Raw genomic sequence first — 15,622 nt, 5'->3', positions numbered from 1 at the left:
CGGTCACTGGTCGACTCCGTACAGGGCGAGAAGGGTCTTCATGCGCTCCTCGGCCAGCTTCGGGTCCGGGAACAGCCCCAGGCCGTCGGCGAGTTCGTAGGCGCGCGCGAAGTGCGGCAGGGAGCGGGCCGACTGCAGGCCGCCGACCATGGTGAAGTGGGACTGGTGGCCGGCCAGCCAGGCCAGGAAGACCACGCCGGTCTTGTAGAACCGGGTGGGGGCCTGGAAGAGGTGCCGGGAGAGCTCGACAGTGGGGTCCAGGAGGCCGCGGAAGCCGGCCGTGTCCCCGGTGTCCAGGACCCGGACCGCCTGTGCCGCCAGCGGCCCCAGCGGGTCGAAGATGCCGAGCAGGGCGTGGCTGAAACCCTGCGCGTCGCCCGCGATCAGCTCGGGGTAGTTGAAGTCGTCACCGGTGTAGCAGCGGACGCCTTCCGGCAGGCGCCGGCGCAGGTCGACCTCGCGCCGCGCGTCGAGCAGGGAGACCTTGATGCCGTCGACCTTGTCGGGGTGGGCGGCGATGACCTCCAGGAAGGTGTCGGTGGCCGCGTCCAGGTCGGACGAGCCCCAGTAGCCCTCCAGCGCCGGGTCGAACATCGGGCCGAGCCAGTGCAGGACCACCGGCTCGGCGGCCTGGCGCAGCAGGTGGCCGTAGACGCCGAGGTAGTCCTCGGGACCGGCGGCCGTGGCGGCGAGCGCCCGGGAGGCCATCACGATGGCCTGGGCGCCGGACTCCTCGACGAGCGCGAGCTGCTCCTCGTACGCGGCCCGGACCTCGGCGAGGGAACCGCCCGCGATCTGGTCGGTGCCCACCCCGCAGGCGATCCGGCCGCCCACGGCACGCGCCTCGGCGGCACTGCGCCGGATCAGCTCGGCGGCGCCCGCCCAGTCCAGGCCCATGCCGCGCTGGGCGGTGTCCATCGCCTCGGCGACGCCCAGGCCGTGCGACCACAGGTGGCGGCGGAAGGCGAGGGTGGCGTCCCAGTCGACGGCGGCCGGCGCGTCGGGGTTCGTGTCCGCGAACGGGTCGGCGACGACGTGCGCCGCCGAGAAGACCGTACGGGAGGTGAAGGGGGTGCCGGGGGTGAGGGCGAGCGGCTCGGTGCGCGGCTCGTACGCCCTGAGGCCCCCTTCGGAGTCGGGCAGTCGGATGGTCACAGCGCGATCTCCGGTACCTCGATGCGGCGGCCCTCCGTCGAGGACTTCAGGCCCAGCTCGGCGAGTTGCACGCCACGGGCGCCGGCCAGCAGGTCCCAGCGGTAGGGGGCGTCGGCGTAGACGTGCTTGAGGAACAGCTCCCACTGGGCCTTGAAGCCGTTGTCGAACTCGGTGTTGTCCGGGATCTCCTGCCACTGCTCACGGAACGCGTAGGTGGCGGGGATGTCCGGGTTCCAGACCGGCTTGGGGGTCGCGCTGCGGTGCTGGACGCGGCAGTTGCGCAGGCCGGCGACCGCTGAGCCTTCGGTGCCGTCCACCTGGAACTCGACCAGTTCGTCGCGGTTGACGCGGACCGTCCAGGAGGAGTTGATCTGGGCGACGGCACCGCCGTCGAGCTCGAAGATGCCGTACGCGGCGTCGTCCGCCGTCGCGTCGTAGGGCTTGCCGTTCTCGTCCCAGCGCTGCGGGATGTGGGTGGCGGTGAGGGCCTGTACGGACTGCACGCGGCCGAACAGCTCGTGCAGGACGTACTCCCAGTGCGGGAACATGTCGACGACGATGCCGCCGCCGTCCTCCGCGCGGTAGTTCCAGGAGGGGCGCTGGGCAGGCTGCCAGTCGCCCTCGAAGACCCAGTAGCCGAACTCGCCGCGGACCGACAGGATCCGGCCGAAGAAGCCGCCGTCGATGAGCCGCTTCAGCTTCAGCAGGCCGGGCAGGAAGATCTTGTCCTGGACGACGCCGGACTTGACGCCCTTGGCGTGCGCGAGCCGGGCCAGCTCCAGGGCGCCGTCCAGGCCGGTGGCCGTCGGCTTCTCGGTGTAGATGTGCTTCCCGGCGGCGACGGCCTGCTTGATGGCCTCCTCGCGGGCGGAGGTGACCTGGGCGTCGAAGTAGATGTCGATGGTGGGGTCGGCGAGCACGGCCGCCAGGTCGGTGGCGATGTGCTCGGCGGACAGGCCGTGCCGGTCGGCGATCTCGCGGAGCGCGTGTTCGCGGCGGCCGACGAGGACCGGTTCCGGCCAGAGCACCGTGCCGTCGCCGAGGTCGAGTCCGCCCTGCTCACGCAGGGCGAGGATCGAGCGGACGAGGTGCTGGCGGTAGCCCATGCGCCCGGTGACGCCGTTCATGGCGATACGCACCGTCTTGCGGTTCACGTGATTCCCTTCGTCCGCGTGCGTCTCAGCAACGCAGCAAGCGCTTTCTATATGGTCAGAAGTTAGCCTTTGAACCCTGGTCTGTACAAGACCGGGGTGGGAGCGACTCGTTCGAGGGGGCGAACAGCAGAAATGAATGACCTTATGGTCTGCACGGCAGGGGGGCTTTCTGTGAGCCGGCTGTCGATGGACCTGTGCAGGACGGCATACGACGAGATGCGCGACCGGAGGACGACGAGATGACGGTGACCCTGGCGGACGTGGCGGCCCGCGCCCAGGTCTCGCCCGCGACAGTGTCGCGCGTACTGAACGGCAACTACCCGGTGGCGGCGTCCACGCGGGAACGGGTGCTGCGGGCGGTGGACGAGCTGGACTACGTCCTCAACGGGCCGGCGAGCGCGCTCGCGGCGGCCACCTCCGACCTGGTCGGCATCCTGGTCAACGACATCGCCGACCCGTTCTTCGGGATCATGGCGAGCGCGATCCAGGCCGAGATCGGCGGCCCGGGCGGGCGCGCGGGCGGCGAGCGGCTGGCGGTGGTGTGCAACACCGGCGGGTCACCGGAGCGGGAACTGACGTACCTGACCCTGCTGCAGCGGCAGCGGGCGGCGGCGGTGATCCTGACCGGCGGGGCGATGGAGAACCCGCCGCACGCGGCGGCGGTGGCGGCGAAGCTGCGGAAGCTGGCGGACGCCGGGACCCGGGTGGTGCTGTGCGGGCGGCCGCCGGCCCCGGACACCGACGCGGTGGCGCTGACCTTCGACAACCGCGGCGGCGGCAAGCAGCTGACCGAGCACCTGATCGGGCTCGGCCACCGGCGCCTCGGCTACATCGCCGGCCCGGAGGAGCGGACGACCACCCGGCACCGGCTGGAGGGCCACCGGGCCGCGCTGGCCGACGCGGGGATCGAGGAGGACCCGCGCTGGACCGTGCACGGGCGGTACGACCGCCGGGCGGGGTACGAGGCGACGCTCGAACTGCTGCGCAGGGATCCGACGCTGACGGCCGTGGTGGCCGCGAACGACTCGGTGGCGCTCGGCGCGTGCGCGGCGCTGCGGGAGTCCGGGCTGCGGATCCCGGCGGACGTGTCGGTGGCCGGCTTCGACGACCTGCCGTTCAGCATCGACGTGGTGCCGTCGCTGACGACGGTGCGGCTGCCGCTGGCCGAGGCGGGGGCGCGGGCCGGCCGTATCGCCATGGGCCGCGAGGAGCCGCCGCCGGGCGGGATCGCGACGGTGCGGGGTGAGCTGATGGTGCGGGGGTCCTCGGGCGTGCCGCGCACCTGACCGGCCGCCCGGAGAGGACGTACCGGAAGCCGGGGGGCGCGGCTCAGGTGCCCCCGGACAGGTAAGGGGTCTTTCGACACACGGGTCCGGGTGCCCGAAGGACGGGCACCCGGACCCACTCTGTGCTGTCAGGAGACGGCAGACGCCGCGACCCGGCTAGCGCCACTAGCGGCCGCCGTGACCGCCATAGCCGCCGTGACCGCCATAGCCACCGTGACCGCCATAGCCACCGTGACCGCCATAGCCGCCGTAGCCGCCGTAGCCGCCGTAGCCGTGATCGCCATAGCCGCCATAGCCGCCATAGCCGTGATCGCCATAGCCGCCATAGCCGCCATAACCGCCATAGCCACCGTGGCCGCCGTAACCGCCGTGGCCGCCGTAACCGCCACCGCCATGGCCACCGCCATGGCCGCCGCCACCGCCGTGACCGCCACCGCCACCGCCGTGACCGCCGCCACCGCCGTTGTCCTGGATGGTGGCGACCTGGGCCGGCGCGGAGTGAGTTGCCGCGCTGGCGACGCCGGCGCCGACGCCGAGCGCCAGGATGGGTGCCGAGATCGCAGCGATGACGACCCTCTTCATACGTGTGCTGTGCGCGCGCATGTTTTCAGCCCCTCTCAGAGGGTGTGGTTGTCTGACGACGGCCGCCGCATTCGGTGGGCGGACCGCCCTGCGTGCGCTCCAGAGCCTGCGCGCAGCTCTGGGCGCGTCCGCCGCCCGCGATGCCGGGCTTTCTCGGCACCGTCCGGGCCCTTCGGCGGACCACGTCACGTCCTGGTTGAAACGGACATAAGTGACGTTCGTGTATAAACCTACGGCGAGGGGGCGCCGAAGTCAAAAGCAGGACCAGGTCCGGACAAAAAGAACAAGTAAAGCCTGATGAACCGCCGTTCGGGCCGGCACCTTCCGGCCGGGCGGGGCGGCGGGTAGCCTCGGAGACACGGTATCTCTGACTCAGTCAACCATCGGGGTCCAGCCATGACCGTCCAGGAAGTCCGTGCGTTCAACCGCTTCTACACCAACCTCATCGGCGCCCTCGACTACGGCCGCCACCTCTACGCCCCGTACACCCTCACCGAGGCCCGCGTGCTGTACGAGCTGGCGCACTCCGCCGACACCGACGCGGCCGACCTGCGGTCCGATCTCGCGCTGGACGCCGGGTACCTGAGCCGGATCCTCAACAAGTTCGAGGAGGCCGGGCTGATCGAGCGCGCGCCCTCGCAGAAGGACCCGCGGCGGCGGCGCGTGTCCCTGACCGCGGGCGGCCGGGCCGCCGCCGAGCTGCTGGACGAGCGCGCCCGGGAATCGGTCGGCTCGCTGCTGGGCGCCGTCGACCCCGGTGAGCGGCCCCGGCTCGCCGAGGCCATGCGCACCATCCGCACGATCCTCGGCGACGGGCACGCCCCGGCCGGGCCCGGCGAGGTCGTGCTGCGCGAGCCGCACCCCGGTGACCTGGGCTGGATCGTGCAGCGCAACGCCGCCCTGTACGCGGCCGAGTACGGCTGGAACACCGACTACGAGGGCCTGGTCGCCCGGATCGTCGCCGACTACGCCGAGGACCACGACCCGCACCTGGAGCGGACCTGGATCGCCGAGTGGGCCGGGCGGCCGGTGGGCTGCGTGATGTGCGTACGGGACGACGCCCCGGGCACCGCGCGGCTGCGGCTGCTGCTCGTCGAGCCGGAGGCCCGCGGCCTCGGCATCGGTGACCATCTGGTCACCGCCGTGACCGAGTTCGCCCGCGGGGTCGGCTACCGCGACCTGGTGCTGTGGACCAACGACGTTCTGTCCGCCGCCCGCCGCCTCTACCAGCGGCACGGTTTCGTCCTCACCGCCGAGAAACCGCACCGCTCCTTCGGCAGGGACCTGGTCGGCCAGGACTGGCGGCTGGACCTGCACGCGACCGGTAAGTGAGAAGCAGGTCGGGGACAGAAGTAGGTTGGGGAGCATGAAGTTCGCCTTCTCCACCCTCGGGGTGCCCGGCCTGCCGCTGCCGGACGTGCTCGCCCTCGCCACCGCCCACGGCTACCACGGCGTCGAACTGCGCGCCCACCCGGAAGAGCCCGTGCATCCCGGCCTCGGCCCGGCCGCGCGGTCCGACGTGGCCGCCGAGTTCAAGGCGACCGGGGTGGAGGTCCTGGGCGTCGCCGGGTACGCGCGGGTCGCGGCGCCCGGTGCGGACGCCCCGGTCATCGACGAGATGCGCGGGCTCCTCCAGCTCGCCCACGACCTCGGCGCCTCCTACGCCCGCGTCTTCCCCGGCGCCGACCCGTCCCTGCCCGCCGCCGAGTCCGACGCGATCGCCGCCCGGCGGCTCGGCACGGTCGCCGAGGACGCCGCCGCGCTCGGCGTCCGGCTCCTGCTGGAGACCCACGACTCGCACCGCACCGGCGCCGCCGCGATCCGCGTCCTCGGCCCGGTCGGCCACCGCATGGTCGGCGCGCTCTGGGACGTCATGCACACCTGGCTGGGCGGCGAACAGCCCGCCGACACCTACGCGGCCCTCGCCCCGCACCTCGGCTACGTCCAGGTCAAGGACATCGCCTCGGCCGACGACACCACCCCGCTCCCGCTCGGCGCCGGCGTCCTCCCCCTCTCCGACTGCGTGGAGGTCCTCGCCCGGCACGGCTGGGACGGCTGGCTGTGCTGGGAGTACGAGAAGCGCTGGTACGAGTCCGCCGCCCCGCTGCCCGGCCTGCTCGCCGCGGGCCGGGAACACCTGGCCCGGCTGCTCACCGAGTCGGCGTGACCGGGATCCCCCACCCCGCGGCCAGCGCGCCGAACGCCTCGTGGAAGCCCGGGAAGGTCTTCTTCACGCACCCCGGGTCGTCGAAGGAGATCCCCGGCGTGCGCAGGCCGGTGACCGCGAAGGACATCACCACGCGGTGGTCGCCGTAGGTCTTGATCTCAGCCGGGGCGGGGGTGCCGGGGCGGATCTCGATCCAGTCCTCGCCCGTGGCGGCCTCGATGCCCAGCCGGCGCAGGTTCTCCGCGCAGGCGTCGAGCCGGTCGCACTCCTTCACGCGGGTGTTGGCCACGTCCTCGATACGGACGGGGCCGTCGGCGAAGGGGGCGATGGCCGCGAGGGTGGGCATGGTGTCGGAGATGTCCCGCATGGCGACGGTGACACCATGGAGCCGGCCGGTGCCCCGCACGGTCGTACGGTCCGCGGCGACCTCCACCTCCGCGCCCATCCGCCGCAGCACGTCCACGAAGCCCAGGTCGCCCTGGAGCGCGCCCTGCCCGAGCCCGGGGACGGTGACCTCACGGCCCGTCACGGCCGCCGCGGCGAAGAAGTAACTGGCGGTGGAGGCGTCGGGCTCGACGGCGTAGGTGGTGGCCCGGTAGCCGCCGGACGGGACGGCGAAGACATCGCCCTCCCGCGCCACCTCCACCCCGAACGCCCGCATCATCGCGATCGTGATCTCCACGTACGGCGCCGACACCAGGTCCGTCACCCGGATCCGCAGGCCCTTGCGGGTGAGCGGGCCGAGCAGCAGCAGGGCGGTGAGGTACTGCGAGGACTGCCCGGCGTCGAGCGTCACCTCGCCGCCCTCGACCCCGGCCGCCTCGATGCGCAGCGGATGGTGCCCCTCCGCCTCCTCGTGGCGCAGGCCGACACCGAGATCGCGCAGGGCGCGGGTGAGCGGGCCGAGCGGGCGGCGGCGCATCTGCTCGGAGGCGTCGAAGCGGTAGCTGCCGTGGCCGGCCGCGGCGAGCGTGGGCAGGAAGCGGGCGGTGGTGGCGCCGTCCCGGCAGTAGACCTCGGCCGCGGGCAGCGCGGGGCCCTGCGGGCGGCCGTCCACCTGCCAGGTGTCGGGGGTGCGGCCGATCCGGTAGCCGAGCCGGGCCAGGCCCTCGGCGAAGCCCTCGGTGTCGTCGGAGCGGAGCGGGCGGACGAGGGTGGTGACTCCGTCGGCGGCGGCCGCGAGGAAGAGGGCGCGGGCGGTGACGGACTTGGAACCGGGGATGGCGACGAGGGGCATACCGCCCATGATCGCCGCTTGGGGGTTTCAAGTGCGGGGGGTTTCCACAAGGTGAAACGGGTCGTTCGTCGGGTGCGGGCGGGTGGGGGTTGGTCGCGCAGTTCCCCGCGCCCCTTTCAGGGGCGCTGTCCCTGACGCACCTTTCAGCTCCCCCTCCCGGATTACGGTTCTCCGCCGCACCACGGCCGTCGGCCCACCGCCGTCGACGTGCCCCTCCAATGCGCCGATGGCGGCCTCTTTCCCGTTAACGTGCGTTGCCTTGACGGAAAGAAACTTCCCGCATACGCATGACCACACGGAAGTTTCCTTCAGCCGGTTTCCCACCGGAAGGAGCGCACGTGCCCTCCAGACGTACCGTCCTCGCCGCGACCGCGGGTGTCACCGCGCGACTGGCCGTCGGCACCGGTGCGAACGCCCTCGGCGCCGACGACGAGAACTCCCCCGCCAGGAACCCCCACGACGACAGACTCCGTGCGCTCATCGCGCGGATGACGCCGGAAGAGAAGGTCGGGCAGCTGTTCGTGATGCGGGTCTACGGGGACTCCGCCACCGACCCCGACCAGGCCGACATCGACGCCAACCTCAAGGAGATCGGCGTCCGCACCGCCGCCGAGCTGGTCGAAAAGTACCGTGTCGGCGGGATCATCTACTTCACCTGGGCGCACAACACCCGTGATCCCCGGCAGATCGCCGAACTGTCCAACGGGATCCAGCGGGCCTCGCTGGCCCGGCCGCGCGGTCTGCCCGTGCTCATCGCCACCGACCAGGAGCACGGCGCGGTCTGCCGGATCGGCAAGCCCGCCACCCTCTTCCCGGGCGCCATGGCCGTGGGTGCGGGCGGCTCCCCGGCCGACGCCCGCACCCTCGGCCGCCTCTCCGGCGCGGAACTGCGGGCGATGGGCGTCCGGCAGGACTACTCCCCCGACGCCGACGTCAACGTGAACCCGGCCAACCCGATCATCGGCGTACGGTCCTTCGGGGCCGCTCCGGACGCGGTCGGGACACTGGTCGCCGCCGAGGTGCGGGGGTACCAGGAAGCGGGGGTCGCGGCCACCGCCAAGCACTTCCCGGGGCACGGCGACACCGCCGTCGACAGCCACACCGGCTTCCCGGTGATCACGCACAGCCGGGAACTGTGGGAGAAACTGGACGCGGTCCCCTTCCGGGCGGCGATCGCGGCCGGCGTCGACTCGATCATGACGGCGCACATCCAGTTCCCGGCCCTGGACGCCTCCGGCGACCCGGCCACCCTCTCCCGCCCCGTCCTCACCGGCATCCTGCGCGGCGAACTCGGCTACGACGGGGTGGTGGTGACCGACTCCCTGGGCATGGAGGGGGTCCGCACGAAGTACGGCGACGACCGCGTCCCCGTGCTCGCTCTGAAGGCCGGTGCCGACCAGCTCCTCAACCCGCCCACCCTGGACATCGCCTGGAACGCCGTCCTGAAGGCCGTACAGGACGGAGAGCTGACCGAGTCCCGGCTGGACGAGTCGGTGCTGCGGATCCTGCGGCTGAAGTCCCGGCTGGGGCTGCTCGACCGGCCGTACGTCAACGCCAAGGACGTCGGCCGGGTGGTCGGCACGGCGAAGCACCTCGCCGCCGCCGACCGGATCGCCGAACGCACCACCACCCTGCTGGTCAACGAGGGCGGGCTGCTTCCCCTCTCCCCTCGCACGCACGGCACGGTGCTGGTGGTCGGCGCCGACCCGGACTCGCCGTCCGGCACGACCGGCCCGCCGACCGGTGTGCTCGCCGCCGCCCTCACCGAACTGGGCTTCACCACAACCGCGTTGCCGACGGGTACGGCGCCGTCCGCCGCCACCGTCGACAAGGCGGTCTCGGCGGCGCGGGCGGCGGACGCGGTGGTCGTCGGTACGTACAACGTCACGGCGGGCGGCGGACAGCGGCAGCTGGTGGAGCAACTGGTCGCGACCGGCCGCCCGGTGGTGGCGGTGGCGATGCGCAATCCGTACGACGTCGCCCAACTCGCCTTCGTGCACGCCTGCCTGGCCACCTACTCGTGGACCGACGTCGAACTGCGGGCCGCGGCACGGGTGATCGCCGGCCGGGTGGCACCGCGCGGCAGACTCCCGGTGCCGGTGCAGCGGGCGGACGATCCGACACGGGTGCTGTATCCGATCGGCCACGGTCTGACGTATTAGACGCCGCATCAGGCCACGTATCCGACCTGTACGTCCAGCCCGGCGGCGAGCACCCGGTGGGCCGCGCCCGCCGGGTGTGAACGCCGGGTGTCAGCCCCGGCCCCTCAGCACAGGATCCATCCCGAGCTCACCGAACTCCGGTCCACCGCGCCCTTCACCCACACACAGCGGTGTCCGGCGTGGACGGTGACCGGGCCCGCGCGGTAGCTGTACTTGCCCTTGTCGACCACCGGGCGGTTGCCGCGGGCCTGGACGCTGACGGACATCATCCGCCTGCCGCCGGAGGTCTTGGGGAGGGTGATCGCGCAGACGTAGCCGCCCTGCCGGTAGACGTGCACGGTGCCGGTGGCGAAGGACAGGGTCCGTACCTCGCGTCCGGCGCAGTTCGCGGCCGTCGCGGCCTGGGCCTCGGCCGGTGCCACGAGGGCGAGCGCCCCGGAGGCGGCCAGCGCGGCCGCACCGAGCGCGAACCACCGGCGTATCGCACCACTGTCCACAGTCGTCCCCTCCCGTACCGCAGCCGTGCACCATCACCGTACGGATGTACGGACGCCCGACATGTGTCGGATGGTTGCACGGCCGTCAGGGCCGCGAGTCCCCGGGGACGGGTCAGCGGGTCGCGCCCACCGGCTCCTCCGGCTCCTCGGGCTGGCCGATGAAGGTGCGCCACAGTTCGGCGTACCGGCCGTCGCGGGCCAGCAGTTCGTCGTGGGTGCCGTCCTCGGCGACCCGGCCGTGGTCCATGACCACCACCCGGTCGGCGCGGGCGGCAGTGGTCAGCCGGTGGGCGACAATCAAGGTGGTGCGCGCGTAAGCGCTCATTGAGGGGTGGTGGTCGGGCGACGGGAGGGCCGTCCGGCGTCCCGCCAGGCGGTCGGTGGCCAGGTTGACCTGAGCCTCCGTCGCCAGGTCCAGGGCCGCCGTCGCCTCGTCCAGGAGCAGCACGTCGGGGTCGACGAGTTCCGCGCGGGCGAGGGCGATCAGCTGGCGCTGGCCCGCCGAGAGGTTGCGGCCGCGCTCGGCCACCTCGTGGAGGTAGCCGCCGTCGAGGGTGGCGATCATCTCGTGGGCGCCGACCGCGCGGGCCGCCGCCTCCACCTCGGCGTCGGTCGCGTCCGGGCGGCCGTAGGCGATGGCGTCCCGGACCGTCCCCGGGAAGAGGTAGGGCTCCTGCGGGACGACCCCGAGCCGGTGCCGGTAGGAGGTGAGGTCGAGGTCGCGCAGGTCCGTGCCGTCGACCGTCACCCGGCCCGCGGTGGGGTCGTAGAAGCGTGCGACCAGCTTGACCAGGGTCGACTTGCCGGCGCCGGTCTCGCCGACGAAGGCGACCGTCTGCCCGGCGGGGATGGTCAGGTCGACGCCGCCCAGCGCCGCGTCGCCCACGTCGGCGGCGCCGTACGCGAAGTACACGTCCTCGAAGGCGATGTCGCCGTGCAGCGAGGTCACCTCCACGGGCCTGGCCGCCGACTTCGTGGACGTCGGCTCGCGCAGGAGTTCCTGGATGCGGCCGAGGGAGACGGTGGCCTGCTGGTAGCCGTCGAAGACCTGGGAGAGCTGCTGGACGGGGGCGAAGAACAGGTCGATGTAGAGCAGGTACGCGACCAGCGCGCCGGTGGTGAGGGTCGCCGCCGCCACCCGGTGGGCGCCCACCGTCAGCACGCTCGCCGCGGCCACCGACGACAGCAGCTGGACGAACGGGAAGTAGACCGATATCAGCCACTGGCCCCGGACGCGGGCCTCGCGGTAGCTCTCGCTGCGCTCGGTGAAGCGCCGGCCGCTGTCCTTCTCGCGCCGGAAGGCCTGCACGATCCGCAGGCCCGACACCGTCTCCTGGAGGTCGGCGTTGACCACCGACACCCGCTCACGGGCGAGCTCGTACGCCTTCACGCTCGCCCGGCGGAAGAAGAAGGTCGCGACGATCAGCGGGGGCAGGGTGATGAAGACGACGAGCGCGAGCTGTACGTCGATCACCAGCAGGGCGGCCATGATGCCGAAGAAGGTGACGACGGAGACGAAGGCGGTGACCAGGCCGGTCTGGAGGAAGGTGGACAGCGCGTCCACGTCCGTCGTCATCCTCGTCATGATCCGGCCGGTCAGCTCACGCTCGTAGTAGTCGAGCCCGAGCCGCTGGAGCTGGGCGAAGATCTTGAGTCGCAGGGCGTAGAGGACGCGCTCGCCGGTACGGCCGGTCATCCTCGTCTCGCCGATCTGGGCCGCCCACTGGGCGAGCACCGCGAACAGGCCGAGCAGCGAGGCCGCCCAGACCGCGCCGAGCGCCATCTTGCTGACGCCCTGGTCGATGCCGTGCCGGATCAGGACCGGGAGCAGCAGGCCCATGCCGGCGTCCACGGCGACCAGGCCGAGGCTGACCAGCAGGGGCAGCCCGAAACCGCGCAGCAGGCGGCGCAGGCCGTAGGAGTCCTCGGGGCGCACGGCGCCGGCCTCGTCGACGTCGGGGGTGTCGGTCGCCGGGGGCAGCGCCTCGACCTGGGCGAGGAGTTCGGGGGTGGCCGGGGTGCCGGCGAGGGCCAGGTCGCGGGGCGTACGGTCGCCGGTCCACAGCCGCGGGGTCACGCCGCGCTCGGCGTCGAACTCGGCGTCCAGTTCCTCGCGTACGGACGTGTCCTCGCGCAAGGCGGCCGGAAGGGCGTGCCCCGGGGAGACGCCGCCCAGCTCGTCGGGGTCGGTCAGAAGCCTGCGGTACAGGGCCGAGCGCTGCTGGAGCTCCTCGTCGGTGCCGATGTCGGCGAGCCGGCCGCCGTCGAGGACGGCGATGCGGTCGGCGAGGTTGAGGGTGGAGCGGCGGTGCGCGATGAGCAGGGTGGTGCGGCCCCGCATCACGTGGGCGAGGGCCTCGTGGATCTCGTGTTCCACGCGGGCGTCGACGGCCGAGGTGGCGTCGTCGAGGACGAGGAGACGGGGGTCGGTGAGCAGGGCGCGGGCGAGGGCGATGCGCTGGCGCTGGCCGCCGGAGAGGGTCAGGCCCTGTTCGCCGACCTTGGTGTCGTAGCCGCCGGGCAGCTCGGCGATGAAACGGTCGGCCTGGGCGGCGCGGGCGGCGGCGAGGATCTCGTCCTCGGTGGCGTCGGGACGGCCGTAGGCGATGTTGTTGCGGACCGTGTCGGAGAAGAGGAACGAGTCCTCCGGGACCAGGCCGATCGCGGCCCGCAGCGAGTCGTGGGTCAGCTCGCGGACGTCGTGGCCGCCGATCAGGACGGCGCCGTGGGTGACGTCGTAGAAGCGGGGGAGCAGGAGGGAGACCGTGGACTTGCCGGAGCCGGAGGAGCCGACGACGGCGAGGGTCTCGCCCGGCCGTATCTCGAAGCTGAGCCCGCTCAGGACCTGGCCGGCCCGGCCGGGGGCGCGGTCGTACCCGAACGACACGTCGTCGAACTCGACGGTCGCGGGCGCGTCGGCGGGGAGGGTCTTGGTGCCCTCCGTCATGGTGGGCCGGGTGTCGATCAGCTCCAGGACGCGTTCGGTGCCGGCGCGGGCCTGCTGGCCGACGGTGAGGACCACGGCGAGCATCCGGACCGGGCCGACCAGCTGGGCGAGGTAGGAGGAGAAGGCGACGAAGGTGCCCAGGGTGATGTGACCGCGCACGGCCAGCCAGCCGCCGACCGCCAGCATGGCCACCTGGCCGAGGGCCGGGACGGCCTGGAGGGCCGGGGTGAACCTGCTGTTCAGCCGTATGGTGCGCAGCCGCCCGGCGAAGAGCCGGCGCCCGACCTCCCGCAGCTTCCCGGTCTCCTGCTCCTCCTGCCCGAACCCCTTCACCACCCGCACACCGCTCACCGCGCCGTCGACCACGCCGGCGACGGCGGCGGCCTGGGCCTGGGCGTACCAGGTGGCGGGGTGGAGCTTGCTGCGGCTGCGCTTGGCGATCCAGTACAGGGCCGGGGCGACGGCGAGGGCGACCAGGGTGAGCGGCGGCGACAGCCAGGCCATGATCGCGAGGGAGATCAGGAAGAGGAGGACGTTGCCGATGGTCATCGGCAGCATGAAGAGGAGGCCCTGGATCAGCTGGAGGTCGCTGGTGGCCCTGCCCACCACCTGGCCCGTGGACAGCTCGTCCTGACGCCGGCCGTCGAGCCGGGTCAGGGTGTCGTACATCTCGGTCCGCAGGTCGTGCTGGACGTCCAGGGCGAGCCGGCCGCCGTAGTAGCGGCGGACGAAGGTGGCCGCGTAGACGAGGACCGCGGCGCCGACCAGGGCGCCGGCCCAGGGCCCCATGGACCGGCTGTGATCAGTGATCACGTCGTCGATGATCACCTTGGTGATCAGCGGTACGACGGCCAGCACGGCCATGCCGGCCAGCGAGGACCCGAGCGCGAGCACGACGTCCCGGGGATGCCGCCAGGCATACCCGGCCAGCCTGCGCGCCCAGCCGTCCTGCCGCCGCTCCCCCTGTTGCGCTGCCACGCGGATGCCCTTCGTTCGCCCTGCCCGTCCGCAACGTCACAACACGGAAGGAAGCGGATTTCATCCCTCCGCAACAGTCCTGGGGGAAGCCGGGGGAGGAGACGCCGAGGGAGGAGACGCCGAGGGAGGAGACGCCGAGGGAGGGGAAGCCGACGGGAGGGGAAGCCGACGGGAGGGACAGCGGGAGCAGCCCGCCGGAACGAGGCCGGTCCGTGAGGGCGGCCGGTCCGTGAGGGCGGCCGGTCCGTGGGCGGGACTTGCGGGGGCGCGGCCGACTTGCGGGGGCGCGGCCGGTTCGTGGGCGCAGCCCCCTTGCGGGGGCGCGGCCGGTCCGTGGGCGCGGGTCGAGGCCGGTGACGACATCACCCTCGTCCGCAGGGGCCCGGGAGAACCCGGCGTCGCCGACGCCGACGCGCTGCTCTACCTGCCCGGCCGCGACCCCGCCAAGCTGCGCACCGCCCTGCGCGTCCCCGACCTCAGCCCCGGCTGGCAGCAGTCCTTCCGTGGACTCGCCGCCGCCGGGCAGCCCGGTCCCGAGCCGGGGGCGCCGGGCTTCCGGCCGATGCGCGTCGCCCGTATCTTCCCCGAGACCGCCGACGTCTCCTCGGTCCCCGTCTGCACCACCGACGGCACGGCCCTGCCCGGGGGCCGCCCCGGTCAGTACCGATCGCCGAGAGCCGACGCCGTTAGCCGGCGGCGGGTGTCAGGGCGGCGCGCATGGACTGGCAGTCCGAGCCTGCGGCCGGTGCGCCGGAGGCGTTCCGGACCGGCGACGAGTTACCTGTCGTCGTCACGGAGATCGAGCGATCACGGCGCAGGTTTTCCCCCTCCACGCCGGAGCCGGGGACGTTCCGCGCTCCCTGAGCGACTCGTGAGCGCGCCGGCCGGCAGCGGCACGAGCCCACTAGGAATTTGATCCACCGGACGCGTCCTGGCGGCCGACGGTGATCGCCCACCGGACACCCGCCGACGCGGTCACCCGCAGCGTGCCCGGTGTGCCGGGGCGCGCCATGCCCTTCGTGTTCACCGCGTTGTCAATGGAGTTGACCTCGCCGGCGGCACAGGCGAACGGGAAGCGGAAGCCGAGCGGTTCGAGGTCGACGGTCAGCTCGCCCTTGCCCTCGCACTGCACCTGGACAGAGAGGATGCCGCTCCCGACGCCGCCCTTGATCTCCATCTCCCGGCCCCCGGTGGCGTTCGCCGCCTGGGCGACGACCTCACCGTCGGGGAACGCCGGCGCCTTGGTGACGGAGTCCCATGTCCTGGCGGCGGAGGCCGGCGTCCTGGTCGCCGGGGCGGGTGCGGTGTGGCCGGGACCGCTGCCGCAGCCGGTGGCGGCGAACAGCGCAACCGGCAGCGTGGATACCGCCGTTGCCCACACTCTCGGGTGGTTTCGCATGGGCTCCATCCTCTGGCATGTTTCCTTAAAGACCAGAGCGTTCGTACAACCATTCGCG

12 protein-coding genes are annotated in these 15,622 nt (G+C 72.8%); 5 read left to right on the top strand and 7 right to left on the bottom strand.

The window, feature by feature from the left end; genetic code table 11:
- Window positions 1-3: 3 nt before the first annotated feature.
- Both LQ326_RS12290 and LQ326_RS12285 read right to left on the bottom strand, forming a co-directional pair.
- The gene (locus LQ326_RS12290; protein ID WP_234535650.1) at window positions 4-1,155 is read right to left on the bottom strand and encodes a dihydrodipicolinate synthase family protein; all 1,152 of its coding nucleotides are present in this window, start codon (window positions 1,153-1,155) and stop codon (window positions 4-6) included.
- Complete coding sequence (locus LQ326_RS12285) at window positions 1,152-2,309, bottom strand: Gfo/Idh/MocA family protein (RefSeq protein WP_234535648.1); 1,158 nt, start codon at window positions 2,307-2,309, stop codon at window positions 1,152-1,154. The genes LQ326_RS12290 and LQ326_RS12285 overlap by 4 nt, the downstream gene beginning before the upstream one ends.
- A gap of 239 nt (window positions 2,310-2,548) precedes the next feature.
- Here LQ326_RS12285 and LQ326_RS12280 point away from each other — a divergent pair, with 239 nt between their 5' ends.
- Window positions 2,549-3,595 carry a LacI family DNA-binding transcriptional regulator gene (locus LQ326_RS12280; protein WP_234535646.1) on the top strand — a complete coding sequence of 349 codons (1,047 nt, stop codon included), beginning with the start codon at window positions 2,549-2,551 and terminating at the stop codon, window positions 3,593-3,595.
- Window positions 3,596-3,760: 165 nt separating this feature from the next.
- Here the strand turns inward: LQ326_RS12280 and LQ326_RS12275 are convergent, their stop codons facing one another.
- Entirely contained in the window at window positions 3,761-4,177 is a 417-nt protein-coding gene (locus tag LQ326_RS12275; protein ID WP_234535644.1) for a hypothetical protein, read from the bottom strand.
- 396 nt (window positions 4,178-4,573) lie between these two features.
- On the opposite strand from LQ326_RS12275, the gene LQ326_RS12270 reads away from it, so the two are divergent.
- Window positions 4,574-5,509, top strand: coding sequence for a bifunctional helix-turn-helix transcriptional regulator/GNAT family N-acetyltransferase (locus tag LQ326_RS12270; protein WP_234535642.1), 936 nt, complete (start codon window positions 4,574-4,576; stop codon window positions 5,507-5,509).
- A gap of 34 nt (window positions 5,510-5,543) precedes the next feature.
- Window positions 5,544-6,344 carry a sugar phosphate isomerase/epimerase family protein gene (locus LQ326_RS12265; RefSeq protein ID WP_234535640.1) on the top strand — a complete coding sequence of 267 codons (801 nt, stop codon included), beginning with the start codon at window positions 5,544-5,546 and terminating at the stop codon, window positions 6,342-6,344.
- Here LQ326_RS12265 and aroA read toward each other — a convergent pair.
- Window positions 6,328-7,581, bottom strand: a complete 1,254-nt coding sequence (gene aroA, locus LQ326_RS12260; RefSeq protein ID WP_234535638.1) for a 3-phosphoshikimate 1-carboxyvinyltransferase — start codon at window positions 7,579-7,581, stop codon at window positions 6,328-6,330. The two genes, LQ326_RS12265 and aroA, sit on opposite strands and share 17 nt — an antisense overlap.
- Window positions 7,582-7,868: 287 nt before the next feature.
- Here aroA and LQ326_RS12255 point away from each other — a divergent pair, with 287 nt between their 5' ends.
- On the top strand, window positions 7,869-9,743 hold the full coding sequence (locus LQ326_RS12255; RefSeq protein WP_234535636.1) for a glycoside hydrolase family 3 protein: 1,875 nt from the start codon (window positions 7,869-7,871) through the stop codon (window positions 9,741-9,743).
- 104 nt (window positions 9,744-9,847) lie between these two features.
- Here the strand turns inward: LQ326_RS12255 and LQ326_RS12250 are convergent, their stop codons facing one another.
- On the bottom strand, window positions 9,848-10,240 hold the full coding sequence (locus tag LQ326_RS12250) for a hypothetical protein (protein ID WP_234535634.1): 393 nt from the start codon (window positions 10,238-10,240) through the stop codon (window positions 9,848-9,850).
- Between the two features lie 112 nt (window positions 10,241-10,352).
- The gene (locus tag LQ326_RS12245) at window positions 10,353-14,165 is read right to left on the bottom strand and encodes an ABC transporter ATP-binding protein (RefSeq protein WP_234535632.1); all 3,813 of its coding nucleotides are present in this window, start codon (window positions 14,163-14,165) and stop codon (window positions 10,353-10,355) included.
- On the opposite strand from LQ326_RS12245, the gene LQ326_RS48665 reads away from it, so the two are divergent.
- Window positions 14,050-15,081, top strand: a complete 1,032-nt coding sequence (locus LQ326_RS48665) for a 3-alpha domain-containing protein (RefSeq protein WP_372496817.1) — start codon at window positions 14,050-14,052, stop codon at window positions 15,079-15,081. The two genes, LQ326_RS12245 and LQ326_RS48665, sit on opposite strands and share 116 nt — an antisense overlap.
- Here LQ326_RS48665 and LQ326_RS12240 read toward each other — a convergent pair.
- Window positions 15,070-15,573 carry a hypothetical protein gene (locus LQ326_RS12240; protein WP_234535631.1) on the bottom strand — a complete coding sequence of 168 codons (504 nt, stop codon included), beginning with the start codon at window positions 15,571-15,573 and terminating at the stop codon, window positions 15,070-15,072. The genes LQ326_RS48665 and LQ326_RS12240 overlap by 12 nt on opposite strands.
- Window positions 15,574-15,622 lie beyond the last annotated feature (49 nt).

This window comes from Streptomyces shenzhenensis, assembly GCF_021462265.1.
GTDB classification, from domain to species: Bacteria; Actinomycetota; Actinomycetes; order Streptomycetales; family Streptomycetaceae; genus Streptomyces; species Streptomyces shenzhenensis.
The sequence above is the reverse complement of the archived record's forward strand: the minus strand, read 5'-3'. Positions and strand labels throughout refer to the sequence as shown.

Coding starts and splice junctions, on each gene's coding strand:
- LQ326_RS12240 (WP_234535631.1), bottom strand. CDS start 15,573: ATGGAGCCCATGCGAAACCACCCGAGAGTGTGGGCAACGGCGGTATCC.
- LQ326_RS12280 (WP_234535646.1), top strand. CDS start 2,549: ATGACGGTGACCCTGGCGGACGTGGCGGCCCGCGCCCAGGTCTCGCCC.
- LQ326_RS12275 (WP_234535644.1), bottom strand. CDS start 4,177: ATGAAGAGGGTCGTCATCGCTGCGATCTCGGCACCCATCCTGGCGCTC.
- LQ326_RS12255 (WP_234535636.1), top strand. CDS start 7,869: ATGACCACACGGAAGTTTCCTTCAGCCGGTTTCCCACCGGAAGGAGCG.
- aroA (WP_234535638.1), bottom strand. CDS start 7,581: ATGCCCCTCGTCGCCATCCCCGGTTCCAAGTCCGTCACCGCCCGCGCC.
- LQ326_RS48665 (WP_372496817.1), top strand. CDS start 14,050: ATGCCGGCCAGCGAGGACCCGAGCGCGAGCACGACGTCCCGGGGATGC.
- LQ326_RS12270 (WP_234535642.1), top strand. CDS start 4,574: ATGACCGTCCAGGAAGTCCGTGCGTTCAACCGCTTCTACACCAACCTC.
- LQ326_RS12265 (WP_234535640.1), top strand. CDS start 5,544: ATGAAGTTCGCCTTCTCCACCCTCGGGGTGCCCGGCCTGCCGCTGCCG.